Source organism: Pantoea sp. FN0302, from assembly GCF_050113775.1.
In the GTDB taxonomy this organism is placed as follows: Bacteria; Pseudomonadota; Gammaproteobacteria; order Enterobacterales; family Enterobacteriaceae; genus Mixta; species Mixta alhagi.
In genome coordinates, this window is sequence record NZ_JBNJSM010000005.1 from 123,963 (window position 1) to 150,264 (window position 26,302).

19 protein-coding genes and 1 tRNA gene are annotated in these 26,302 nt (G+C 48.1%); 9 read left to right on the plus strand and 11 right to left on the minus strand.

The window, feature by feature from the left end; genetic code table 11:
- Positions 1-11 precede the first annotated feature (11 nt).
- A complete protein-coding gene (locus ACQE32_RS17000) occupies positions 12-1,151 on the plus strand; it encodes a YsnF/AvaK domain-containing protein (protein WP_426982166.1) in 1,140 nt (379 codons plus the stop codon).
- Here ACQE32_RS17000 and ACQE32_RS17005 read toward each other — a convergent pair whose 3' ends face one another.
- Positions 1,152-2,444, minus strand: coding sequence for a DUF445 domain-containing protein (locus tag ACQE32_RS17005; protein ID WP_250651640.1), 1,293 nt, complete (start codon positions 2,442-2,444; stop codon positions 1,152-1,154).
- A gap of 38 nt (positions 2,445-2,482) precedes the next feature.
- On the minus strand, positions 2,483-2,968 hold the full coding sequence (locus ACQE32_RS17010) for a winged helix-turn-helix domain-containing protein (protein WP_426974823.1): 486 nt from the start codon (positions 2,966-2,968) through the stop codon (positions 2,483-2,485).
- A 578-nt stretch (positions 2,969-3,546) separates the two neighbouring features.
- On the opposite strand from ACQE32_RS17010, the gene ACQE32_RS17015 reads away from it, so the two are divergent.
- From ACQE32_RS17015 to ACQE32_RS17030, 4 genes are read left to right on the plus strand one after another with little or no spacing between them, the layout of a single operon-like run.
- Positions 3,547-4,068, plus strand: coding sequence for a fimbrial protein (locus ACQE32_RS17015; RefSeq protein WP_426974822.1), 522 nt, complete (start codon positions 3,547-3,549; stop codon positions 4,066-4,068).
- Positions 4,069-4,122: 54 nt separating this feature from the next.
- Complete coding sequence (locus ACQE32_RS17020; protein WP_427022129.1) at positions 4,123-4,806, plus strand: fimbrial biogenesis chaperone; 684 nt, start codon at positions 4,123-4,125, stop codon at positions 4,804-4,806.
- Positions 4,807-4,836: 30 nt separating this feature from the next.
- Positions 4,837-7,338 (plus strand): fimbria/pilus outer membrane usher protein, encoded by a 2,502-nt coding sequence (locus tag ACQE32_RS17025; RefSeq protein WP_427022130.1) that lies wholly within the window; start codon positions 4,837-4,839, stop codon positions 7,336-7,338.
- 22 nt (positions 7,339-7,360) lie between these two features.
- Positions 7,361-8,305, plus strand: coding sequence for a fimbrial protein (locus ACQE32_RS17030; RefSeq protein ID WP_427022131.1), 945 nt, complete (start codon positions 7,361-7,363; stop codon positions 8,303-8,305).
- Positions 8,306-8,371: 66 nt separating this feature from the next.
- Here ACQE32_RS17030 and ACQE32_RS17035 read toward each other — a convergent pair whose 3' ends face one another.
- Positions 8,372-8,881: a DUF2501 domain-containing protein gene (locus ACQE32_RS17035; protein ID WP_426974818.1), complete on the minus strand. Its 510-nt coding sequence runs from the start codon at positions 8,879-8,881 to the stop codon at positions 8,372-8,374.
- 238 nt (positions 8,882-9,119) lie between these two features.
- Here ACQE32_RS17035 and ACQE32_RS17040 point away from each other — a divergent pair.
- Positions 9,120-9,204, plus strand: a tRNA-Leu gene (locus ACQE32_RS17040).
- A gap of 200 nt (positions 9,205-9,404) precedes the next feature.
- Positions 9,405-10,673, plus strand: a complete 1,269-nt coding sequence (locus tag ACQE32_RS17045; protein ID WP_427022132.1) for a tyrosine-type recombinase/integrase — start codon at positions 9,405-9,407, stop codon at positions 10,671-10,673.
- 371 nt (positions 10,674-11,044) lie between these two features.
- Here ACQE32_RS17045 and ACQE32_RS17050 read toward each other — a convergent pair whose 3' ends face one another.
- From ACQE32_RS17050 to ACQE32_RS17085, 8 genes are all read right to left on the minus strand, one after another.
- Entirely contained in the window at positions 11,045-12,310 is a 1,266-nt protein-coding gene (locus ACQE32_RS17050; protein WP_427022133.1) for a hypothetical protein, read from the minus strand.
- A 152-nt stretch (positions 12,311-12,462) separates the two neighbouring features.
- Positions 12,463-15,744, minus strand: coding sequence for a DEAD/DEAH box helicase (locus tag ACQE32_RS17055; protein WP_427022134.1), 3,282 nt, complete (start codon positions 15,742-15,744; stop codon positions 12,463-12,465).
- 12 nt (positions 15,745-15,756) lie between these two features.
- Positions 15,757-16,929, minus strand: coding sequence for a restriction endonuclease subunit S (locus tag ACQE32_RS17060; protein ID WP_051959686.1), 1,173 nt, complete (start codon positions 16,927-16,929; stop codon positions 15,757-15,759).
- Positions 16,926-18,560 (minus strand): type I restriction-modification system subunit M, encoded by a 1,635-nt coding sequence (locus tag ACQE32_RS17065; RefSeq protein ID WP_019725280.1) that lies wholly within the window; start codon positions 18,558-18,560, stop codon positions 16,926-16,928. The genes ACQE32_RS17060 and ACQE32_RS17065 overlap by 4 nt, the downstream gene beginning before the upstream one ends.
- A gap of 63 nt (positions 18,561-18,623) precedes the next feature.
- A complete protein-coding gene (locus ACQE32_RS17070) occupies positions 18,624-22,037 on the minus strand; it encodes a DEAD/DEAH box helicase family protein (RefSeq protein WP_427022135.1) in 3,414 nt (1,137 codons plus the stop codon).
- Between the two features lie 130 nt (positions 22,038-22,167).
- Positions 22,168-22,743, minus strand: coding sequence for a hypothetical protein (locus ACQE32_RS17075; RefSeq protein ID WP_154902772.1), 576 nt, complete (start codon positions 22,741-22,743; stop codon positions 22,168-22,170).
- A gap of 84 nt (positions 22,744-22,827) precedes the next feature.
- On the minus strand, positions 22,828-23,034 hold the full coding sequence (locus tag ACQE32_RS17080) for a helix-turn-helix transcriptional regulator (protein WP_024474298.1): 207 nt from the start codon (positions 23,032-23,034) through the stop codon (positions 22,828-22,830).
- 108 nt (positions 23,035-23,142) lie between these two features.
- Positions 23,143-23,721, minus strand: coding sequence for a rolling circle replication-associated protein (locus ACQE32_RS17085; protein ID WP_177952642.1), 579 nt, complete (start codon positions 23,719-23,721; stop codon positions 23,143-23,145).
- A gap of 619 nt (positions 23,722-24,340) precedes the next feature.
- Here ACQE32_RS17085 and ACQE32_RS17090 point away from each other — a divergent pair.
- Both ACQE32_RS17090 and ACQE32_RS17095 read left to right on the plus strand, forming a co-directional pair.
- Positions 24,341-25,216 (plus strand): hypothetical protein, encoded by an 876-nt coding sequence (locus tag ACQE32_RS17090; protein WP_427022136.1) that lies wholly within the window; start codon positions 24,341-24,343, stop codon positions 25,214-25,216.
- Positions 25,217-25,310: 94 nt separating this feature from the next.
- The gene (locus ACQE32_RS17095) at positions 25,311-26,186 is read left to right on the plus strand and encodes a GTPase family protein (protein ID WP_427022137.1); all 876 of its coding nucleotides are present in this window, start codon (positions 25,311-25,313) and stop codon (positions 26,184-26,186) included.
- Positions 26,187-26,302 lie beyond the last annotated feature (116 nt).

Here is a 26,302-nt window from a genome sequence, read left to right on the forward strand (position 1 = left end):
GAGACTATTATATGGCACACGAAAAAATCGTAACTGCTTTTAATCAGATACAGCAGGCGCAAGTGGCTAAAGAAAAACTAATTGCCGAAGGTATTGCGGAAAATCATATTGATATTATTTCAGGTGAAAGATTACGCGTAGAAGGTAAAGAGATCCGTCATCCAAGCTTCTGGCAGCGCCTGTTTGGCGATGATGTTGATGATGATTACGCCACTGAATATAACAAAGCAATTCAGGGCGGCGGCGTGCTGCTGACCGTACGCGCACCGAAAGAAGATGCCGACCGTGTTGAAGCGCTGCTGGATCAATATTCCACCGATTACTCCGCCTCTTATAATCGTTCTGGCGTTGCAGACACCACTGGCGCTCATCGTGAACACCTGGGTGAAACCAACGATCTTACCGGGCGCACCACCTCCGCAGGCTTTACTGCCGGTGCCAGCGGCGTAACCGGTAACAACAATCCGGCATCAGGCGTGCCGGGCACACTGGATGATAAAAACACCACCGCAGGTAAAACGGGCGCAACCGATCTGGTTAATGATGCCACCACCAGCGGTGTGGTAACCGGTACCGGTACTGGCGCGACAGGCGCTGCGGCAACCGGCATTGCAGGCACCACCGCTGGCGCAACGCTTACCGGCAGCGAGAACGCCGAAGCGCTGAAGCTGGCTGAAGAAGAAGTGGCTATTGGTAAACGTCAGGTCAGCGATGGCGTGGTACGTCTGCGTCGTTATACCGTTGAAGATGAAGTTGCTGAAGACGTATCGCTATTTGAACAGCACGCCGACGTTTTCCGTACCGCTGTTGATGAACCCGCTTATCTGAGCGACGTTGACTGGTCCGATAAAACCATTGAAGTGGAAGAGTCCCACGAGATCCCAACGGTAAGCAAAACTGCACGCATTAAAGAAGAGGTGGGTGTACGTAACGAAACCTCAGAACGTGTAGAAACGGTGAAAGATACCGTTCGCCGTCAGGAAGTGGAAGTAGAGCAGACCGGCGCTACCGGCCTGGAGAAAGATAAACTGGCGGGTACCACCGGCCTGCATCAGGATCCGCTTACCGGCACCACCGGCCTGGAGAAAGATAACCTGACCGGTACCGGCAGCGATCTTGAAAAAGATCGTCTTACCGGCCTGAAGAAGTAATCAGTGACTCTGGCCCGCGCTGAGCATTTGCCACAGCGCGGGCAGCTGCGTTATTAACCACAGCAGCAGCCCTATACAGCCTCCCACCAGCGTTCCGTTGATACGAATAAACTGTAAATCCTTCCCGATATTCAACTCGATCTGTTGCGACATCTCACGCGCGTCCCAGCTTTTTACCGTGTCGCTGATATGACGCGTCAGGAATGCGGCGAAGTCGGGCGCAACGGTACGCGCCGCCTGTTCCATATGCTGATTCAGCGAAGAGCGTAGCGCGCTGTCATTCACCAGCGTTTCACCCAGCCACAAACCTGCTTCCGCCACGCGCTGTCGCACGCGCGAATCTTCCGCATTCAGATCCGCTTTCAGCCATTCACGTAAATCGCCCCACAGTTCACCGATATAGCGGTTCAGCGCTTCATCTTCCTTCAGATAACCTTTGATGGTTTCTGCGCGCTCCGCCATATCAGGATCGTTTTTCAGCCGGGAAATCAGTTTTTCCACCGCACGATTAAAGCCCATACGCAGCTCATGACCTTGATCCTGGCTGACATCATCAAGCAGTGAATTCACCGCGCTGGAGACCAGTTCAGCGCTATGCTCGCCCAGCCACTCGGTTGGCAGCATTTTGGCTTTAATCGGATGCTCGCGCTTCAGCCAGCGCACGATTTGCATGGCGATAAAGTCGCGCGTGCTTTCGCGATTGATCAGGCGCAGCAGCTGTTCCACGGCGGCATCCAGTAGCGCCTGATGGCGATTATTTTTGGTCAGGCTTTCCAGCAGCAGGGCGCTTGACTGCGTCAGGTCAACTTTATCGATCGCTTTATGTACGGCGCGGCGAATAAAGTGCTGAATACGCGTATCGTCGGTAAGATCCAGAAATCCGCGCATCAGCTGCAGCAGGTGTTGACCCAGCCGTTGCGCATTATCCGGCGCGCTCAGCCAGTTGCCGATCAGCTGTGCCGGATCGTGCCGACGAATCAGCGCCAGCAGCGACTCCGCATCAAGAAATTTTTCCTGTACGAAGCGGCCCAGATTTTCGCCGATGCGATCTTTATTACGGGGGATGATGGCCGTATGACGAGAGATAAAGGGCACCGGAACGCGCCGAAACAGCGCAACCACGGCAAACCAGTCGGCGAGTGCCCCAACCATTGCGGCTTCCGCTACCGCTTTCAAACCGCTCACCCACAGCCGGGGCGGCATAAACAGCGTAGCAATAAAGGTGGCTGCCGCCATCAGCAGCAGTGAAAGCGCCAGGCGCTTGGCTCGTTTAAGTTCGTTTATTTTCTGCATGCTACCAGCATAGCGTAGCGCGTTAAGAAAATCGTGCCTCACTGATTAAACGCCGTCCATAAGGCAAACAGGCTTAACAGCAGCGCCATCCACAGCACTAAAAACAGGCTCAGGCTGCCTTTTCTGTTGAGCGGGATATCATCCTGTTGTTCCAGTACTAAATGAGGCGACGTGGTGAGAAAGTTTTTATCCGCCACCGTCTCAACTTTCGCTGAAAGAGTAATTCCTTTTTTGGGCACGGTGATAATAATGTTTTCATCAATACCGACGCGCTTTAATGTTTTCCGCAGAATAGAGATATTTTGATAAAGCGTATTGACGGTGACTTCCATTCCATGTTTACGCCAGACTTCATTCATGAAATCCTCCTGCGTAATAACGCTCCCTTTTCTCTCAATTAATAATGACAAGCAGCGGCTGGTTGGCTGATTAAGCCTGGTATCCTTTTCAGGATAGAATTTACTTGAGGTTAAAGTATGTTTTAATGGATCGAAGATAACGTTATTATTAATGCAGTAGAGCATGGTTAATCCCTCAGTAACCTAATCCATGAGTAACAACACGCAACGAGTGAATAGAGCGTCAAGCTAACATAACGCTGTTTTTCATTCAAACCCCTTACCAGACGCAGAGTGAATTAAAAGGATGCATAATCTTATTTTTCATATTTTTTAAATATTTCAATTTTTAATTACCTATTCACTTTGATTTAATTTTTTGATTTTAATCATTTTTAGTTGCTGATTCAGCCTGATGTCGCGCTGTTGTTTTCTTATATTATGAAGTTTTTTTTCGCTTTCCTGAATTATGCATTCTTCACTTTCCATTTTCCGTTTTTCTTGTAGTTTTGCTGTTGCTGGGCAATTCACCTGCTGTGGTTGATTCTTTACGTAATTATGACTGCAACGGATGCGGCGCCAGCTAATAAATTAATAACCTGGATGATGCTTTATAACACAGTCGTTCTGTACCTCTGTTATGCCTGTCTACTCTTTTACCGGCATTGCGAATAATTTTTCATGACTGCACCAGGGAATAAAAAGAAGAGTGCCCATTCCGGGCATTCGGGTCTATCACCTTTAATCAGCTCATAAGGATGTATATGAAACGTCTTAATAAAATCTCATTAGGGATGGCGTTCCTGCTCGCCTCGGCTTCAACGCTGGCCTACGACGGGACGGTAAATTTTAATGGTGAAGTTATTGATAATACCTGTGTAGTTTCACTGGGCGACAGCGGCAATAGCCTGATAGTCCCTATGGGTTCGGTAAATAAAAGCAGCTTTACCGGTAAAGGCTCCATCGCCTCAACCACTCAGTTTGTTCTGACCCTGACCGATTGCCCGGCGGTTAACGCACGCGTGAAGTTTGATGGCCCTACCTATGATGGCGATCAGGATGTGCTGGCGCTTAATGCTGGCGCGGGCGTGGCATCGGGCGTTGGTATTCAGCTTTACGATCAGAACATGACCAAACTGCCGCTGTTTACCGCCTCCAGTCCCTATGAGCTGCAGGAAAAGGTGGCTAACAACCTGAAGTTTTATGCCAGCTACATCGCGACGTCTGCAAGCGTTTCGCCTGGCCCGGCTAACGCCGTTGCCACCTTCACCATGAATTATAATTAATCCAACCTGCAATGGGTCGGCTCAGGCCCATTGCTTCTTGCAGGGATAGCCGGAATGTATAAATGGATTTTTGGCTGGTTGCTTATGCTGACGCTGTTGAATAGCACTGCGACAGCAGGGGTTATCGTAGGCGGCACGCGGATTATTTTCCACGGCGCAAAAAAAGAGACCGCTATTAGCGTAACCAATCCGGATAACAGCGTCTGGTTAATTCAGTCCTGGGTTGAAAGCCCGGATAAAAGCAAAGCCCCCTTTATCTTCTCGCCACCGCTTTTTCGCCTCGATAGCCAGCAAAAGAACGTGTTACGCCTGATCTATACCGGCGCGCCATTGCCGCAGGATCGGGAAAGCCTGTTCTGGGCCAATATAAAATCGATCCCCAGCGCGGCAGACGATGAGAACGTCTTGCAGATTGCGATTAAAACGCAGATCAAACTTATCTGGCGTCCCGTTGCCCTGGAAAAAACAGTTACCCGTGCTGAGATGACCAAACTTAGCTGGCGCTGGCAGCAGGGAAAACTGCAGGTATCCAACCCCACGCCCTATTACATGAACTTCCATTCACTTGAGGTTAATGGCAACGCGATTGCCGGGCCGGGATGGGTCGCGCCCTTTGCCAATAAACAGTACGCCTTACCGCAGCCGGCGCGCTCCGGAAAAGTAAGCTGGCGGCTGATAAATGATTATGGCGCGATCACTCAACCTTTTGAGGCGACCTATTCACCACACAGCCAGTAAAAGAACGACGCTGTCGTTAAGGAAAAGAATATGGCGGAGGGAAAATTACGCCACTTATTATTGCCGTGCATGATTACGGCGGTTATTCAGACCAACAGCAGCTATGCCGTCACCTTTAATCCGGCGCTGCTGGAGCGCCACGGGCTGGATAACGAAGCGGTGGATCTCTCCGCTTTTGAGAACAACCTGCTGCCACCCGGCACCTATCGGGTTGAGGTTGTGGTAAATAACCAGCCGCAGGAGACGCGTGACGTGTCCTTTCGCTGGTCAGACTCACAGGATCTGATGCCCTGCCTGAGCGTGGACGATCTGGCACGCTACGACGTGAACATTGCGCGCTACCCTGAGCTACAGCAGAGCGACGGCTGCGCCGATCTGACGCAGATTCATGATGCGGCGGCGCGGCTGGATGTTAACGCCCAGCGCCTGCTGCTAAGCATTCCGCAGGCGGCGTTACAGTACCAGGCGCGAGAGACAGTGTCGCCGGAGCAGTGGGATAACGGCATCAACGCACTGCTGCTTAACTACCGCTTCAGCGGCGCGCACAGCGAAGCGCTGGAAGCGCATCACCATAACAGCGACAGCCAGTTTTTGAGCCTGCGTCCCGGCCTTAACATCGGGCCGTGGCGGGTGCGCAACTACAGCACCTGGTCGCGCAGCCGTCATCGGCAGGGCGACTGGAACAACCTTTATACCCTGGCGCAGCGCGAGATTGTGCCGCTACAGGCGCAGCTTACGCTGGGAGAGAGCAGCTCCCCCAGCGACATGTATGACAGCGTTAACTTTCGTGGCGTACAGCTGGCGTCGGATGAGGATATGCTGCCGGACAGCCTGAGAGGCTATGCGCCGGTGGTACGCGGCATCGCCCGCAGCCACGCGCAGGTTAACGTTTATCAGAACGGTCAGATCATCTATCAGACCTACGTCGCGCCCGGTGCCTTCGCCATTGCCGATATCTATCCTACCGGCGGCAGCGGCGATTTAACCGTTACCATTAATGAAGCGGACGGCAGCGAACAACAGCTGGTGGTGCCTTTTGCCTCGGTGCCGGTGTTACAGCGCGAAGGACACATTAAATACAGCATCACCGGCGGCGAGTACCGTGGCTACGGCAACCATCACGGCGGCGATCTCTTTTTCCAGGCGACCGGCATCATCGGCCTGCCGCAGGCATTTACGCTGTATGGCGGCACGCAGCAGGCGGAGAACTATCGCTCGCTGGTGGCGGGCGTTGGTAAAAACCTCGGCTCGCTGGGGGCGCTCTCGCTGGATGCCACGCTGGCGCATAGCCAGCCTGCCCATCAGGATCGATCGCAGGGGCACGCCTGGCGACTGCGCTATGGCAAAAACTTTATCAACACCGGCACCAGCGTGGCGCTGGCGGGATACCGCTATGCCACCAGCGGTTTTTACAGTCTGAACGATGTCATGGAGAGTGATACGCGCGATCGCCTGTGGCAGTGGGATCGTCGGCGACAGCGGGCCGAGCTGACGCTTACCCAGAGCCTGTGGCCCGGAGCGGGGTCGCTTACGCTCAGTGCGATCAAGGAAGAGTACTGGGATAACCAGCATCAGACGCGCTCCCTGAACCTTGGCTACAACAACAGCTGGCAGGGCATCAGCGTCAGCCTGAACTACAGCTATAACCGCAACACCCTCAAGCCCGCCTGGCGCGACAAAAGCGCGCGCGAAGATCAGGTGCTGGCGTTATCGCTTAGCGTACCGCTCAGCCGCTGGGCAGACCACACCTGGGCCAACTATCAGATGAACAGCGCCCGCCACGGCAGCAGCAGCCACTCGGCCGGACTGAGCGGCACCGCGCTTGCTGACCATAACCTGAGCTGGAGCCTGCGCCAGGGCTACACCAGCCGCAACGAAGGCAGCAGCGGCAGCGGTGAGATCGATTTTCGCGGCGCTTATGGCGAAGCGGATGTGGGCTATGCCTGGGATCGCCATAGCCGATGTCTGAGCTACGGCCTGAGCGGCGCGCTGGTGGCGCATCGGGATGGCATCACGCTCAGCCAGCCGCTGGGCGAGACGGTGGCGCTGGTCAAAGCGCCGGGCATCGCCAACGCCTCCGTACTTAATCAGACCGGCGTCAGCACTGACTTTCGTGGCTATACGCTGGTGCCTTATCTGCGCGCTTATCGCATAAGCGAGATCATGCTCGATCCGCTGTCGCTACCGGATACGGTTGAGCTACAGCAGACCACGCAACAGGTGGTGCCAACGCGTGGCGCGGTAGTGCGGGCGGATTTCAGCGGCAGAGTGGGCGAGCGCGCCCTGATCACGCTGATCCGGCGTAACGGCCTGCCGGTTCCCTTCGGCGCAACGGTCACGCTTGCCGACGATAGCGGGGACTACAGCAGCATTGTTGGCGATAACGGCGAGGTGTGGCTGAGCGGCCTTTCTGAGCAGGTATCACTACAGGTGAACTGGGGCAGCCGCGCCGGAAGCCAGTGCCGCGCTGATTTTACCCTGCCAGAAGAGAGAGATGACATCGTGACGCAGCTACAGACCATCTGCCAGTAACCGGCGCGAAGAGGAAGATGCCATGAACACGCTAACGAACGTGCTGGTGCTTATCGCAGGCACTGTTACGGCAACCAGCGGCCTGGCCGCAGGCTGCGATATCGGCGCACCTAAAACGCAGCGCATTGCGCTGTCCGACTTGATTATCGATCCTAACCTGCCGCCGGGCAGCCTGCTGGATAGCAAGATCATCAACGTAGCGGGATGGATGGCGCAGAGCTGTAGCGGCAGCGTGCCCTATCACTCTGCCATGACCGGCAGCTGGAGCAGGCCGAGCGCGGTAATGTCGGGAGTTTATGACACCGGCGTGCCGGGCGTCGGCGTTAAAATTACCGACTATCGTTTCTCCGATCGCTTTGTGCCGCTGAGCGCCACGCTGACGCCAGAAGGTGATGCACCGGTGCTGGGTTCCGATATTCAACTGCTGTTTTACCGCACCGGCGATATCACGCCGGGCAGCTTTCCCGGTGGTGAGGTGGCGCACTTCTCGCTGCCGGACAGCAACGGCAACCTCACCAGCGTGCTGAGCCTGCAGCTGGTATCCGGCGATGTACGCATCAAAAGCTGTTATGCCAAAACCCCCAATCAGACGGTGCAGCTGGGAACCATCAGCCGCAGCGCCGCAGTGGGCTACGGCAGCAGCGTGGCGCCTACGGCATTTAAAATTGAGCTGCTGTGCCAGGGCGATCTGCCGGTCAATGTTTCTTTCTCTTCCGCCAGCCGCGTGCCGTCGCCGGAGCCTGGCATAGTGCCGATCGATAACATCCCGGGCGCGGCCACCGGCGTGGCGATTAAGATTATGTATCGCGACGGCAGCCCGCTCTATTTTGATACGCCGCGCACCTATCACAACCAGGGCGAACGGGAGATTGCCATTCCGCTGCTGGCTGCCTATACGCCGCTTGGCAACAAGGTGACGCCCGGCACGGCACGTGCAGCGATTACGTTTACCATTACGCAGAACTAGGGAAGGGGAACTACGGGGAGGGGAGACTCCACGCCCTGCCAGGCAGGACGCGAAGAAGAGGGCGTATCAGGAGATAAAGTTTTTGCCCTGTTTCAGCACCACATCGCAGGCTTTGGTTTTCAGCTTCTCGCCCATCGGCGTATTGCTCAGGCTTTTCAGGTTAAGCTGCTGACCGCTGCCGGTATTCAGCAAGCCCATCAGCCCCTGCTGATAATCGGTTTGCTGCGCCTGTTGGGTGGTGTTTTGCAGGCCCAGCTTGCTCAGCACCTGATCCTTGATACTGGTGGCGTTATTTTTAATCACGTTATTCTTCACGCAATATTCCATCACTCCGGCGGCATTGGTCATGCTGGTACTGCTGACCGCCTTATCGCCGCCGTTCAGCAGCCCGGAGAGGGAAGAGAGCGACAGACCATTTTGACTGGTGGTGCTCTGCGTGTTGGTATTGTTCTGCTGGCTAAGCTGCGATGCCGCACTATTCAGCTGATCCTGCCAGCTGGCCGCCAGCGCCGTTCCCGTTGCCATAAGAGAGAGCATGCCCGTTGTCAGCGCCAGGCGCCGTAATGTTGTTTTCATTGCCAACCTCGATTAATTTGGCGCGTCAACCACGGCGCGCCCGCTATCAGCTAGTTGGGACTGCCCACGGCGGCCAGAGTTCCGAAACGCGCGCCATTCGCGGCTTGAAAGGCGGTGAATGAGAATTGTCTGTAGGCTAAGGTGAAATTTTCGGCACTTAGCGCACAGCACAGACAATTGAGGTTGCACAGGTGACAGGTAAAGGTATAATCCACAACGTTTTCCGCATCCCTTCCGTGCCGGAGTGGCGAAATCGGTAGACGCAGTTGATTCAAAATCAACCGTAGAAATACGTGCCGGTTCGAGTCCGGCCTTCGGCACCAAAAGCATGCAAATGGACCTCAATTGAGGTCTTTTTTTATGCCAAAAATCCGCGCCACACAAGGCCTTAACCGCTTTTTCCCTCAACTGAAATCAACCTGAGTCAACCCACATCAATAAGCTTGTGAGTATACTAATGAGTATATTTGTCGATTCGATATTGCTTGTATACTCACGATATACCAATGGAAGGAGGACCACTATGGCCCTAACGGATACTAAAGTTCGTTCTGCGAAACCTGAGGAGAAAGAGTATTCACTTGTTGACGGCGACGGCATGTCCTTACTTGTAAAACCTAACGGCTCAAAGTATTGGCGATTTCGTTTCCGTTTTGGCGGTAAACAGCATTTGATGGCGTTCGGCGTTTACCCGGATGTTTCGTTGGCTGATGCCAGGAAGAAAAGAGAAGAGGCCAGAAAGCTGGTAGCTGCTGGTATCGATCCTCGTGAGCATAAACGTGCCGTGAAAGAAGAGCAGGCGAAAGAGATTATTACTTTCGAGAAGGTTGCCAGAGAGTGGCTCACTACCAATCAGAAATGGTCGGAAGATCATGCTAATCGCGTAAAAAGGAGCCTTGAGGAGAATATCTTCCCGGCAATTGGTACTCGCAATATTGCTGAACTGGGTACCCGCGATCTGTTAATTCCCATTAAAGCCGTCGAGACATCTGGCCGTCTTGAAGTGGCCTCCCGTCTTCAACAGCGCACCACGGCCATCATGCGTTATGCGGTGCAAAGCGGGTTGATTGATTACAACCCGGCGCAGGAGATGGCGGGGGCGGTTGCTTCCAGTAATCGACAGCATCGTCCGGCGCTGGAGTTAAAGCGTATCCCTGAGTTACTCCAGAAAATAGATGGTTACACTGGCAGGCCGCTAACCCGTTGGGCAACGGAACTTACCCTGCTTATCTTTATTCGGTCCAGTGAGCTGCGTTTTGCTCGCTGGTCAGAGATCGATTTTGAAACGTCAATGTGGACCATCCCGCCTGAGCGAGAGCCTATTCCCGGCGTGAAACATTCTCAGCGAGGCTCAAAGATGCGTACACCTCATCTGGTGCCACTTTCAAAGCAGGCGCTGGCGATCCTGAAGCAGATAAAACAGTTCTGCGGGGAACATGAGCTGATTTTTATTGGCGATCACGATCCGCGTAAGCCAATGAGTGAGAACACGGTAAACAGTGCGCTACGGGTGATGGGTTATGACACTAAAGTTGAAGTTTGTGGTCACGGTTTTCGTACGATGGCCTGTAGTTCGTTAATTGAGTCAGGGCTATGGTCGAAGGATGCGGTGGAGCGCCAGATGAGCCATATGGAACGTAACTCGGTGCGGGCGGCGTATATCCATAAAGCGGAACACTTGGATGAGCGCAAGCTGATGTTGCAGTGGTGGGCGGACTTTCTGGATGCAAATAGGGAGAGAGCGATTACGCCGTTTGACTATGCGAAGATCAACCGGGGGAATGGCGATTGAGTTGAATGCCATATTAGTTTAATTAAAGTTAATCGACACGCCTTAAGGGGGTAGCCGGTTGGTAATTTTACCCAATGGCATTATCACTAAGAGCAATATGCTCACTGATTTCATCGGCAAGAGCGAACCACGAGATCTTTCAACAAGTAGATAATCAATAAGATTACTGAGCTTCACGCTCAATTAACTATGGGTGCTAATGTATAAACGGCTGAGTACGAAACGCTGTTGCCGCTAGCGTGAATTTCCACAGTAGATTCATACGTATCATCCAACTTAAACTCTAGGGGTACAGGGAAAAGTACCCCTTGTTATTTATTCCTTGTAACACAAAGATTAACCTTGCAATTGAACATTTGTCACTATTTTATTTAAGTATCATGCTTTCTTTTCTTTAATTTTTTGATAAAATTGGTCGTTGAAGAAAATATTTTTTGAGATGCGATGATACATCTTATTAATGTACGCACAATAAAGCCAAGTATTTTTAAAAGGATAAATTTAACTCTATGTTTTTCAGTTATGCCACGATTCTCTAAATTGCCTATTTTTGTCATTACATTGGCAATTTTCCCACCAATAAAAAAAGACATAGCAATAAACCACATCCATCTATAATGAGGGGCATTTTTACTTAAGGATAATCGAGCTTGTTTTTTCAATAAACCTTGGCGGTACATTAATAATGATGTAATTACACATTCATTGGCGACAGCGAAACGGTCTGACATGCCTGTTTTAAATTTCCCCTCTTGAATGGCATTACAGTACGCTGGAGGGGGAGTTTGGCACCATCGGGAAGGTGGTGGCAATTGTGTTATTGCTTTTGAAAGAGCCTTATTTGGACATAGTTTTTTATTGTAGTTTTGAAATTCCTGTCTGATTTTATCCGGAGATACTTGATCGCCATAGTACTCAGGAATTCGATAAAAGGTGTCAAGATTTTCAGGTATTACATATTCAATAACAGATGATTTCGTACTGGCAATATTTTCTAGCGTTTCTTGAATGTACGATGCCCACTGACAAGATGACATTTCGGAAAGCCCGCTATTGTCACACATGCGGCTGTAGTCTTTCACCTGAACAAGAAGATATTTGGCTGCATCATTAATATCTGTAATTGTTTCCTCATATGCTGTTTTACCGACAGCCACCTCTCTGTCTGATACCCAGAAAATACCGTTACCAACCGCTGTTAAGATGAGGAAAATATCTGTCCACTGTCTGAATTTCTCTCCTGTAGCAAAAACATCACTAATGATTATTGCCAATATCCATCCGCACAATAGTCCTATAAAACTCAGACTTGCGAGTCCAGCTGCGTTACCCGTTACACCTGTCCCCCCTATTGCATAGGTCAATGGCAACCACTGAATAGCAGGAAGAAGGTGACAGAGTGATAGTAGTCCTGGGGTTATAAGAAGCATAAAGGAAATGATGAGCCCCTTTTTTCTGGCAAGTATCCATGAGCTCAAGAAAACGAAGGGTAATAATAAAATAAAGAGCTCAAGAAAACCGCCTCCTAAGACAACTGCAACTTTATTGGGAGACCAGTAGCTGCTCAAAAGAGCACCTTGTGCGTTCGTTTCTACAAAGTTGGTACTAATCGCTCCCATCCCATCCAGTGTTTGCAATAAGGCGTATCCAGCGCTGTAGCAAAGCATTATGTAGGGATAAAAGAATAGGATCATAATTTACTCTCTTTTCTTACTTTTTCTATCGTTTTTATAGCATATTCGATTCGTTCTTTAATATGGCTAAAGTCGAACATTGTCAATTTTCAGCCCTATTTAGAACCAATAACAACTAAATCTGCCATCGTTGTTTTTTTGATAAACAGCGCTGTGCTGCCAAGTAGCTTAAGGCCTTCTTCATTAATTTTACTTACTCTAAGCCCTGGTTGAACAATAACAACTTGAAATTTAAGAGGTGTGATTCTGGAGCGCTCTTTCATAGCAGCAAGGTCTTTTATAGTGCCTTTCAGAAAGCGAGAATGACCACGCGATCGCCACTGTTCCTCGCGACGCTTAATGTGGTGGTATAGATAGGAAAGATTTAGGTGTTTCCAACGAATGCATCTCTGTGCCTGCCCACATACTTCGTAAAGGTCTTTAAGTCTGGCTCCTGCTTCTTCTGAACCTGAATATTTGCAATGGATTAAGGAGAGAACAATACAGTCATCAACTATTCTCAACCCCACTAAATCTGCTGATTCACCTTTCCCATCATCATTAATAATGACATCGTAATTATCTTTAATTTCACAGTACCAACGCCATTGGATGGATGATGGATCACGAGTATAGCCCATTGATTCCACTCGAACATCAGTTCCTTGCCAATCAAAAGCTACAATTTCGTCTTTGTCATAAAGGCCAATATTTTGGCTTACATGGACTATATGAGCGTTGTATGAAAATGAACCATCGGAGTAATGAATCATTACTGGATCAATTTCCATATACTCTGATAGTGATACCGGTTCAGATTCACCACGCTGTACAAAAACTTCAGGGCCAGATATCAACTGATAGGCATAACCTTTTGCTGTAGCACTTCCCGTGAGAGATAATTTATATTCAGATGACGTTTCATCTGTAGAGAAAATGAGTCGTACATTACCATCGTCAAACTTTCCGGCAGTCCTAACCTCTACTAAATATAAATGCGCAGATACAGCATCAAAATGAAAAATAACTTTATCTTCGAACGCAGTAAGCAAATACTCACCCCATTGAGCTGATATTGGATATTCATTATAGGGTTCAAGTAATGGGACTGGACGCAAAAAGTTACGCGTAAGATTGTTTGGATCCGGTTCAGAACTAAAAATCTTGTCCCAGGCTTTCTTAACCCAGTTGCACCAATCAGCAATGCTGCCACCTTTTTGTGGTGACCAGACTTTACCTCTGCGTTGCGAGCATCCCCAGATTACACGGTTTCCGGATTCATAACCTAATGCAGCAATATTACTTAAGCTTGATTGAGATGCTTCAATTAGTGATAGCCCCTCAGTGACATTTGGGCCAAAGTATTGAGTAAAGCTGATTGCCCCAATTTGGGATGCGCCTAAATTTCTTGCCAAAGGATATTCAATACCATTAAATACATTAAAGACTTTTTCACCACTGACAACTTCAAATTTATCATCACAAATAGTACTGACTAGATTCTCAACTCGGAATGCTTTATAGTCATTTGAGAATACAAACAAGGCGGATCTGTCTTGATCCCAATGAGCAATTAGAATTTTATAATTGGTATCTTTAAGATCTTTGTAGTTTCCCCATCGGACTGAAGTTGCCTGGACAGCTAGCACAACAAGCAAATTCTCATCTTCAGCTATTGCATGCCAGGATTCATCGAATCTAGGCAGTTTCTCCTTGTATCTTTCAGGCTCCCAATTGTCACAGTACGTTTTAAATAACATGACAGAACAACTTGGCTCAATATTCCAGAGAGAAATCTGATCGTGTAAATCACCTTTCCTTTTTAAGGCATCCACGACCTCTTGCAACCTAATCTCTCTAGCAATTCGTCCTTCAGAGAGTCGCCTTAATACGTTATCCCAATCGGCATCTGTTGAATATAGATGCTGTAATTCACCTTCAACATTAGGGTCCGCAACATTCATGACTACACTGGCTTGACCAATTTTCTGTGCTTTATTGACACGAGTAAATCGGCCAATGAACTGCAAAGTTACTGCAAGAGACTTATGATGATCATGTAAAGCTGCAATTTTCAGGTTGGGTAGATCATAACCTTCTCCCAACATGTCTACGCAAATAACGATTCTTGATTGTCTTGATAATAATTTATTAAGACGTTTTTTTATTTCCGTTTTAGGATAATCAGAATGAACAACGATTGGATTAAAATTCGGTACAATATTCTGATAAATAGTAAATATTTGTTCTGCTCGCTGCTTATTGCTAGTACGGGCCATAATCAAATGATCAAGGCCATTATTTAAGTCTATGCGCAGTTGACCAACGGCTGTATCTGCGATTGCGTGATCCATAAGGTCAGAGTAATACTCTTCTACAGGCAGCAAATTTACATTTGTAAAATAGCCAGCTCGTTGGGCTTCCCCCATCGTGTAGTTATAGATAATTTTTCCACCAAGGGACTTCTTATCATTCCTAAAGGGGGTAGCTGTAAACTGCACAACACGTTTGTCTTTAAATCGTTCACGAATTGTTTGCCAAGATGAGGCTGAGATATGATGAGCCTCATCAACAAAAAGATGGCTACACGACTCGCAAAGTGTATTTAATGCTGCTTCGGAGCAGGCAGACAAAACGCTGGTCGTAGCAACCAAGACGTTTGATTCTAAAGCTAATTGCTTAGCCTCTTCCGCTACCTGAATTCCCTTCTTAATAATAGCTACATTAGGGAGTGCAATGTTAGGCGGAACGACTTTTAGCTCTGGTAAATATCCTAAATCTATGAACTTTTTGGATATTTGTGTTCGGAGGGAGTCAGATGGGACTATGAGCAAAATTCGCTCGCATCGCTGGTATATCATGGTAGCCAGCATTGTTTCCGTTTTTCCCGTTCCAGTGGGCAGTACGACGGTAGCTGGTTCTACCTGCAAATCAGTAGCGAAATAGCCTGCGATTGCATGAAGTGCACCCAGTTGGGGTTTTCTAAGACCTGGATAATGGCGCTCTGGATCGTCTTCTCTAAACTGAAATTGATGATGCCATTGTTCATTAATTTCATCAGGTGAAGTGCTAAATGCTTGCTCTGGAAATTGCTCCCAGATTAATTCAGTATCTTCTCGCCATTTTTCGAATGTAAATGGTTCCTTAGCTTTAAGAGAAGCTACACCATCTGAGCATTTCCCTCTGGAATTTGGATCTTTCAAATAGATATAGTCTAGAGGAGGCTTTAGACCCGTAACAAGTTCAAAATATCCTGGGAAACGTGCATTTCTGACTTGAGCCGATACTGTTGTTGAGCGGCAAAGTAACTTATGAACTAAATTCCCACCAACTTTTCGTGCAGGAACAGCTTGCGCAGGCAAGGTGATTTTAATTGTTAACAGGTCGAAGAGTTCCATTTGAACTTACTCCTATAGATATCCTGAAAATATCTTTTGGTTTAACATTGTGTATAATTTTGTGAACGAATTGCAAGAATACGGGAGATTCATGACTGAATTTCTAATTTCAACGAATTTTTTTTGTAGGGATATTGGAGGCATGTAAATATCAAGTGACTCAATCCCACCTTGGCTAATAGTATACTGGCCCGCAGATGTTTTGATTTTCCTTGATATTATTCTTTTTCCACTTTCATGATTGAAAAAATAAGATAAAAATATTGGTTCATATTCTTTACTGATTTTTAATCTTATTAAATGATCGTTGTGATAAACATTTTCTTTATATCCTTCAAAAACGGCAGAGCGTCCAACGTAATCTGGATTTCCATTTACACGAATAAAAAGGATATCCCCGTTAGCAACTAAAAAACGCTCTTTTTCGGGAGTTGTTAATTTGATTCTATTCAAATTATTATCGAAGCGAATCCCTTCATAATGAACATCTTGCAGTCTAAGTACCACTTCCCCAGTATTCTCGCTTTCTTTCCTTCTGCGTGATAATCCATTATTTGCATGAATAATGTGTTGACCTAACGGTCTAACATCCCATCCCATGGGATTTGATACTGGATCGCCGAACATTTTCAAAAAGGTAGCGCGCAAAAAATCATCAGCCAATTTGATAGCTTGTTCGCGTTTTTGGCGTATATCAGCAGCTTTATCAAGAATCTCCGCGATACGCTTTTGTTCACTTAAAGAAGGCAGAGGAACTTCCAATGATTTAATCAATCCTTGGCTAATATTAGGTTGAGCTCCACCAACCGCATTTTCGACAAAATAGCTGAACTTGCTCTTCAAGAAGTAATAGAGATACTTCATATCAGCAATTGTCGTATCTGGCCTAATATTGCAGATAGCTTGATTCGTGGCTGCATTAATTCCTAAAATTGCTAAGCGGCCAACAGTGGCTCCATACATTGCTATTAAGATTGAGTCTTTCTCAACTATTTTAGCGCTGCTATTTTCTAGCCCTGCGGCTGTAATGTACTCATTTGCGTCATAAATTGTTGAATCTTTAAGGTCTCCTGATTTAATCCAAGGGATATCTCCCCCCTCATAATACTCAGGCTTTGACCTACTGGGTGTTCCACCGCTACCGGTGCTACAAAAATCCTCAATTTTTAAATAACGCCAACTCACAGCATCCCCTCCAGCTCATCCAAATCCGCCAGAATCTCTTTCTCCAAGTCCTTCAGGCGTATCAGTATCACCTTCGGATCTTCATATTCCTCAGCCTGATACACCACCTCTTTGTAACGGTTTATAGAGAGATCGTATTTTTGCGCCGCAAGCTCCTCCTTTGGCACAACAAACGCCGCCTGAGTGCGATCTTTAAAATCAACGTCAGTATCAATCCCTTCCGGTTGCTGCTGTTTCAGCAACGAGGCTAATTTCTCGCCCATAAAGTTATCAACCGGTAGTCCGCGCAAAGTACGGTAATGCTTCCAGCTTGCCAGCAGATGCGGCAGGTCGTTATCTTTTATCGGGTTACGCTTATCATCCAGGCTGTAGCCGTCATTTTGTAGATCGTAGAACCAGACCTCATCCGTCTGACCGCCTTTGGTAAAGATCAGGATCGCCGTTGCCACGCCAGCGTAAGGCTTAAATACACCGGAAGGCAGGTTGATCACCGCTTCCAGTTGGTTATCTTCCACCAGCGTTTTACGCAGCGACTGGTGCGCTTTGCTGGAACCAAACAATACGCCCTGCGGCACGATAGTGGCACTGCGTCCGCCAACTTTCAGCATTTGCAGAATGCGCGCCAGGAACAGCAGCTCAGTTTTCTTGGTTTTCACCATCGCCGACAGCGTGGCGTCGATATCTTCCTCATCCAGTGAACCAGTAAACGGCGGGTTCGCCAGAATTAGGTTGAATGCGTTTCTACTGGCCTGCGGGAAATTGGTGCTGAAGCTTTGGCTCATGGTGTCCTGATAATGAATATCCGGCTCTTCAACTCCGTGCATAATCAGGTTCATGGCGGCAATACGCAGCATGGTGGTATCAAAGTCGTAACCGTGGAACATGTTGTTATCCACATGGTCACGCCACGGTGTCAGCAGATCGCCGGTAAAGATTTTTTGCTCTTCTAATTCGCCGCGTTCGTTGGTGCCAATCTCGGTATGAATGGACTCCAGTGAACTGTATTTCTCCAGCAGGTACTCATAACTGGTTGCCAGAAAACCACCAGTGCCACAGGCCGGATCGCAGATCGTTTCACCACGTGCCGGGTTTGGCTCCATCATTTCAACCATTGTGCGGATAATGTGGCGTGGCGTGCGGAACTGACCGTTGATTCCGGCGGTGGTCAGTTTGCTTAACAGGTATTCGTAGAGATCGCCTTTGGTGTCGCCACGATCCAGCGGCAGGTTTTTGATCACCTCCACGGCTTTGGTCAGCAGTGACGGTTTAACAATCTCCAGGCGAGCATCTTTCATAAAGTTGCCCAGCAGCGTCACTTTCGTATCTTCAGCTTGCCCAAGCTGACGGAAATGCTGGAACACGCCGTCGCGCACAACTTCCATCATCTCGTCCGAGCCAAGGTTGCTGTAGTGGCTGAAGCGGAACTCCTGCTGCTCAGGCGCAAAGCGTGGTTTAAAATCAACGCCTGCGATTTGCTTACGCTTCTCGTCCCGTTGTTCCTGGGTATCCAGCATCCTGGAGTACATCAGGTAGGTGATCTGTTCGATAACGGTCAGCGGGTTTGTGATACCACCTACCCAGAAATCTTCCCACAGCCCGTCGATTTTACTTTTTAAGTCACCGGTGATCATTGTTAACGTCTATACCCTGTTATAAATACAAAAGCCCCGCTGCCGGGGCTTGTCATGTGTGTATTATACCGTCGCTGCGTCGGTCACAACACCCAGCTCTTCGACTATCTTTTGCAACCGGACGATCTGCTCTAGATCCGGGAATACGCCAGTAACGCCTTCGTTGTGGATATGAGTAAACGGCTGTTCAAAGAGTTGCCGCATCTCAATGGTGCCGTAATCGCGGATGTGGTTTTTCAGCAATGACAGGAAGCGCAGTTGCTGGCTGGTCAGGCTGTTGTCAGCTGCGAACTGTGCAAAACGTACTTCTACCGCGTCGCTGTCCATCCCGATGATGGTACGTAAAAGTTTATCCAGGCTGGCGGTTGCCTGCGGATAGAACTCTTTCAGCGCCCGAATATCAACGTTAGGGTTCTGGATCAGCACCAGCTTAGCCAGTTCATCCAGCTCGCTTTGCGTCACCGGCTCCCCGTTGCGGATTTTCTTCAGTACCGGATTTTGCTGGAACAGCGGCTCCAGCGCTCCCTGAACCTGCTGACGATACAGTTTGAAATCAATCGAGCGGATGTTGGTTTTGCGGGTTTCCGTCTGGATTAGGTTCGCATCTTCGGTAATATCCACCTGTATCGAACCAAATTTTGGCGTCGCATCTTTCTCCATCAGGTGCATTATACCGCGCAGATGAATGCGGATATCCTCCAGCTCTTCCAGGCTGGCTTGCTTCCACCAGCCTAAATCACGAAGTTGATTAATCCGTTGTCCCTGTTGCTGCACCTGAGTCAGATGCGGCGGCAGACGTTCCACTTTCTCGATGATGACCGGCCAGAGCACATCCAGCTCTTCCGGGTTGGTATAACGGGCAGTTTGCGCCGCCAGAATATCCATATCAAAGCGCATGGCATCGCTTTGCCCGCGAACGTCCAGCCACTGCATCAGAGGGGCCAGGACAGATAGCAGATCCTGTTGTGTTTTCGGGGAAAGCTGGCGCAGCACTTTTTCATCGCTGTACTGCGCTTTTTGCTGCCACTTTTCCTGCACGGCAATCGACTTTTCATCCAGCGCGTTGATCTGCTCGCGGAGCTGGTGAGCGACTAAATCCACCGCCTGTTTGTCGAACTTACGCTGCGCAGTAGCCCCCAGCATAACCCACGCTTCAAAGCGTTTTTGCGCCAGCGATTTTGTCGCTGTGACTTCGGCCTCTTCGGTATGCAGCTCGTGATACTCAAAATTGCCCCAGTGATCGAAGATACGGAATTTTTGTTTATCCAGCGGTTTGCCGTTGTCATCGTAGCCGTACAGCCCCGCGCAGAGGCGCGTACCACGGCCAATCATCTGCCAGAACTTCACTTTCGATTTGACCGGCTTGGCAAAGACCAGATTCACAATTTCCGGGACATCAATGCCGGTATCGAGCATGTCAACAGAGATAGCGATAGTCAGCTCTTTGTTGGTGCTTTCGTCCAGTCCTTTAAAATCGTCGATCAGTTGCTCGGCACGGGGGTCATAGTTGTCGATGACCTGACAGAAGCGTCCGGCAAACTGCGGGTACATGTCGTCGAACAACTCATTCAGCAACAGCGCGTGTTTATGATTACGGGCGAAAATAATGGTTTTACCAGGCAGTTGGCCGTCCTGATCTTTCAGGCCGTTTTCCATCAAGTTACGCAAGATATAGCGGTTGGTGTCTTTGTTGTAGATCGCCTCATCCAGCGCCTTGCCATCAAATTCCAGCGTATTAGGATCGATACCCTGTTCTTCAAGTTCGCGGATTTGTGCGTCGCTTAATTTCTCCCGTTTGATGCCTTCGCGCAGGAATTCTGTGGTGTGCGTGACAACCTCATAGGGAACCAGATTGTTATCGGCGATGGCATCTTCCAGGCTGTAGTTGGCGGTAGGGATACGTCCTTCACAACCAAACAGGCCGAAAGTGGTTTTACTCACCATGTCGATCGGCGTGGCCGTCAGGCCAATCTGGAGGGCATCAAAATACTTAAACAGATCGCCGTAGACGTTGTAGATCGAGCGGTGGGATTCGTCGGCAATGATCAGATCGAAATAACCGACATCGAAATGGTCCATGATTTTCATCATGCCGGGATAAGTGGCAATGTAGATCCTGGCATTCTGCCTGTCTGCTTTTTTCGATTTCCCGACCACATACAGCGGCTCATTGGTGAATTGATTGAAGGCATTCGCCGCCTGTTTGCGCAGCTCTTTACGGTCGCAAAGGAACAGAACGCGTTTTACCCAACGGGCATCAATCATCAGTTTGCTCAGTGCAATCGCTACACGGGTTTTACCAGTGCCGGTGGCCTGAACGATTAATGACTGACGATATTTATTGGTAAACCGTTCGCTGACGCGGGCAATGGTTTCAAGCTGATACAAACGTCCGGCAACGGCCTTACCTTCGTTGTCTTTTACGTGCGGCACACTGTTCAGTGGCAGACGGGTTTCTCGCTGCTGAATAAGATATTGCAGGCTTTCCTTGCTGTAGAAGCCAAATACCCGGCGCGGAGGATAACCATGAGTTTTATGGTCGTCCCACAGCCAGATGTCGTAGCCGTTGGTGTAGAAAATGACCGGACGCTGACCATATTCTTTTTCCAGCCAGTCTGCATACAGTCGGGCCTGAATTCGTCCTTGTTCGGCATTGACGCTGGTTTTTTTTGCTTCCACCACTGCCAGCGGTTTATGCGCCTCATCCCACAAGACATAATCCGCATAACCGTCGCCGGTTGCAGTAGGTTGTTCTTTAACCGGGTGTTCCTGCGTAACCTGATCGGTATTGTTAAGCTCTTCCCCTACATTCCAGTCAGCGGCAAGAAGGCGAGAATCAATCAGGCGGCGGCGGGTTTCCGCTTCATCAATAGAAAGAATATCGGCAACATGCTGGTTGCGAGCTCTGGCTTCATTCAGGCGCTGGGTGAGGTGTTCAGCCTTCTCCTGCTCCTGCTGTAGTGCGCGTTGTAATGCCAATTCGCGCTCACGGCTTTCATCCTGAGCTCTGATTGCATCTTCCAGACGTTTTTCATCTGCACGACCTGAAGATTGTGTTAACGGAGGGAGAGAGAATTTGGGGCAGTCATCAACATTACCATGGGCATAACGAACATACAGCCAGACACCTAATAAATACGCTTCCTTAAGCAGCCAGTAGGTATCTTTGGCTTTGATACGTCCACCGTGCGCGGCGCGGTTGCCGTGGATACGCAGCGCATCCATTTTCATGATGATGGCTTCCGGCATCATGCCGGTGAAGACATCGGCATTCATTAAATCGTAAAGATTCGCCTTAATACCTTCCGGTAACCGCTCCTGACGGTACAACCAGCGTACCATCAACTCGGTGTAGTTGCGCAGTTTCACCAGGCAGCTTTCCGGGTCAGAGTGAACATAGCGTTCTGCCATACTCGCGAGTTCAGCCAGTTCCGGCCACTGGCTGCGCAACATTTCAAAATTGAGAGACTGCTCCATCAATCATCGCCTTATGTCGTGGATACAACAGCATTTCTGGAAAGAATATCACACTAATTTGGCAGACAAAGTGAGCTTGTACATCTTCAGAGCATTGAAGAATGAACACTTGGTGCGGGGCAGGATAACTTCAGTAGTGCGTAAAATTCACATATTCATCCATTAAATGGGTTAACTCTGAGTTTTCTTCCTGACGCTGTAACAGCCAAAAGCAGAACTCTTCATCATTCATTTTCTTAAGGTTCTCCAGCCAGTCGTCAAGAGGCGCTCCGAGCATACGGTCATACCAGAAAAGCCAAACAAGCTTATGGCGATACTCCACGTTATTGAACTGCTGAAGCAGGCTTATCAGTTTATTGGCAAGTGAGCGTTGCTTGAGCCTGACACACTCGCTAAGCAATACACCTTCAAGGCCTCCGTGAGTAAAAAGTAACTGCCCGTCAGTCTCCAGGCTAAGACGTAAATCATTTTGAATACTCAGCGGTTCTGGCTTGGTTTTGTTATAGATCATTCGGTACAGGCACTGTGGCACGATCCCAGGTACAGGGCCGGTATCCGGGAAGTAGAGTGTCGACAGCGTAAGGTAATGGCTGGGATAAATATTCTGATGGCATATTCCATGCCTGACAGTCAGTTTGGTCAGATCGGTAAGCCAGCTTTGGTAGGTTTTGAGTAAAAAATCATAGCGAGCGATTGTATCTTGCATGGGGGGATTATCCGTATGTGCTGTATTCAAACTGGCGTCATATTGGCTTTGGGGAGATGACGCTGATGGTTTTCGCAAAGGTGATTACTGACGGGACTGGCTGATACGCTCCTGCAACCAGGACTCTATTTCGCTTTGTAGCCAGCGGGAACTGCGCCCCAGCTTGATGGGTTTCGGAAAGACACCATCTTTGATGAGTCGGTATATCCACTTATCACTGACGCTTAATAGACGGGTAATGAAAGCCATATCGACAAATTGGTCTTCAAGTAAGGAAGGTTTGATGGTCATGATTGAGTTCTCCGGTAGCATTGGGTTAGCCGGAGTCGTGGTTAATGATTACTTATGCCAGCTCCGACATACCAACCGGTGAATCTGTAAAAAGTCAGTGAAGGTTGTTCAGCGTATGCGTGGTCTACCTCGGTTGCTTCTTACCGGTATCACGCTTTTACCCGCGATGATGCCATTTTCCTTTTGCTCACATTTAGCCAGATAGCTAATGACATAACGCAGATCATCGATCTCGTCCGTATCAAAATGTCGGATAACCTTGCCAATTTTGACTTCGTAAATATCTTTGGGGACGCAAAGGTGATGATATCCATCATGATTTGTCACTTGTTTCCAAATATTCCCCATTGCTCGGGACACAGGATAATGACAGTTCTGAAACTGCCCATTCAGATAGCAAACAAAATGGACATGCAGTCCTTTTCTCTTCGTGTACTCTATCACCCAGTAATAGCCCACAATCGGAAGGGATTTTTCGAACTCTTTAATCAATATTTGGACTTCGTTATACATTGAATGTTTGCAGGCATGTCCAAAGCTTGCTGAGTTCTTTTTATAGGAAAAATCGATTCTGAAAGGTAGTAATTTTGCGAAACGCTGGAACATCGCCTCCATATGCGTATTGATATCGGTCAGCAATAGTCCATCCATTTTATAATTTGGGTTGGCGTTATATGGTCTTTTCATTTTCCTTCCTCAGTAGTGATTCAAAGGAAGAGGTGGTTCTGTAATTTTCAGTCAGTTCAGCCTATTATCATTTCCTGTATATTTTTCATTATAAATCCACTTATGCAATAAGAGGCTCTTCTATTAACTTCCTTTAATAATATTAATTAACCTTAATTCCTTACTATTGAGTTTTTTGCATATTCCGCTACTGGGATGATAAGTGAGCACCATGCGGGATTATGATTGAGAGGCTCAATGCAAATTGATGGTCGAGTCACAAGTCAATGTAGTGTTTACCAGAAATTTATGCCGTAGAACTCCCTCAGTCTTAACATCATTTGATACATACTTGTAAACACTTTTCTCACCCTGCTCATATATTTTACTGGGCATCATTCTAAGCAGACCTACACCCCTTAGGTAGCCATACTTTCCTGCATGACTCTTTTTCACAATAACGCCACTCAACAGATGCTAGTAGTAGATGCAGTTAACCCTTTGATTGCGTATCTTAAAAGGTAATTTATATTATTTATTTACTTGAAATATACTGTAAATGCCTGTAAAACCACTTTAATTAAACCTGAAACCACCGTTAATCACTAAGTGATTTTTGTTCAAAGAAAAGGAAGATGAAATGGTTAGGGTACTACGCAGTGATGAAGAGATGATAAAGTTTCTGGGAAATGCACTATTACAAGAGGGCATTCACTGTCCACCGCATACAGGAGATAAAAATTATCGCTACTATCAAGATAGAGTCAGAAAACATTGCCTGTCTCTTGGTTGTAAAGAACAGGAAATAGAAAATTATTTCGCCACTGTGGATAAATTCCATGAAATCACCATCCCCTCCGAAGTGGATCAGGGGTGGTTTGTAAATGATATTCGCGCAAGCTTGTGGTTGGCATGCGAGCTATTTTCTGAATTAAACGAAATGAAGTTAGGGTTGGGTATTCTTGAGCCGTTGTCCCCCGATTCATTACAACCTAATCATTCTGTTAGGATACAAAATATCAGGAAAGTAATACATGCTTGGCCGTTAAATAGCACGCCTGCGGAGTATATTAAAAATAAAGGGGTGGAATGGGCTAGGTTAATTGAGAAAGATGATATGTTTAGTGATTTTCTTTCTCTGGATAAGAAAATTTCTTCTTGGTTGAAAAAATATCTACAAAATAACATTTCTTCTTCAAGTGAGTATATCTGTGGTGAGGCTAATGACGAAATTATTGCGTGGTGTTATACCGTTTATTTTAAATGGAAAAAGAAGAATTCAGAATCACCAGACACAGTAAGTTTATTTAACCTAAAATTTAAAAGTGCATGGTCAACACAAAAGAATCGAATAAAAAACAAAATAACCAAAAAGCTTAAGCCGCTCAATGTTCACATCTCTGAAGATACTCACCGTATGTTAAGGATGTTAGCCTTAGACGAATGCATATCAAACGATAAAGTAGTTGAACATGCAATTATGGCTGCATACAAAAATAAAAGATCAAAGCAGTGATAACATTTTAAAAAAATTCAGACAGATATTATTTCATTGAATGCCCCCGAAGCCATTCTGACTCGGGGGGTGTTTTTCTGTCTGAGGTCGTTTCATGAAAAAATCAGAAGGTCTGCAAGCCATCGAGGAACCGTTGGCGTCACTCCCCCATGCCATTGGCAAACATATTCTTGACCATATTTACAAGCTCACTCTCTACGAACCGGTCATCGGGATCATGGGTAAAACAGGTGTAGGTAAATCGTCGCTCTGTAATGCGCTTTTCCAAAGTGAGGTTACTCCCATCAGTGATGTCCACGCCTGCACTCGTGACGTACTACGATTTCGCCTGAGTAGGGGCCAGCATAGCCTGATACTGGTAGACCTACCCGGACTAGGCGAGAGCGAGCAACGGGATGAAGAATATGAATCTCTATATCGCAATATTCTCCCCGAGCTCGATCTCATCTTGTGGGTTATAAAAGCCGATGATCGAGCCTTCTCTGTGGATGAATGCTTCTATCGGCGAGTGATGACTGGCTACCAACAACGGGTACTGTTTGTAGTTAATCAGATTGACAAAATTGAGCCAAGCCATGAGTGGTATGTCACCGGCAATGCACCATCACCGCACCAGTTGGTGAATATTGAGGCCAGGCTGGCATCCATTCGTCAGTTATTTTCACCGCTCCATCCGGTGTGTGCTGTCTCAGCGAGAACAGAATGGAATCTACCATCAATGGTAGAAACCATGATGCGTTGCCTTCCGGATCGTGCCACTAGCCCAGTGGCGACGCAATTGCATGGGAGGCTATGCAATGAGCCGGTAAAAAAGCAGGCACGTGAGAGTTTCGGCAGGGCAGTAGGTGAGGTGTTTGATTCTGCGGAAGCGGCATCATTTATTGCCGCGCCACTAAAAGCGGTCATTCGTACAGTTCGCGATGCCGTAGCATCCGTTGCCCGTGCCGTTTGGGACTGGATTTTCTTCTGAGCTGGCTTACCTGCCATTATCTTCGGGACATACCCTGTCCGTTCTAATGTTTTATAAGCTACTGAATTTCGAGAGTTCCCCTTTACACCCTGTCATGGTTGATTTTGGCAACTGTA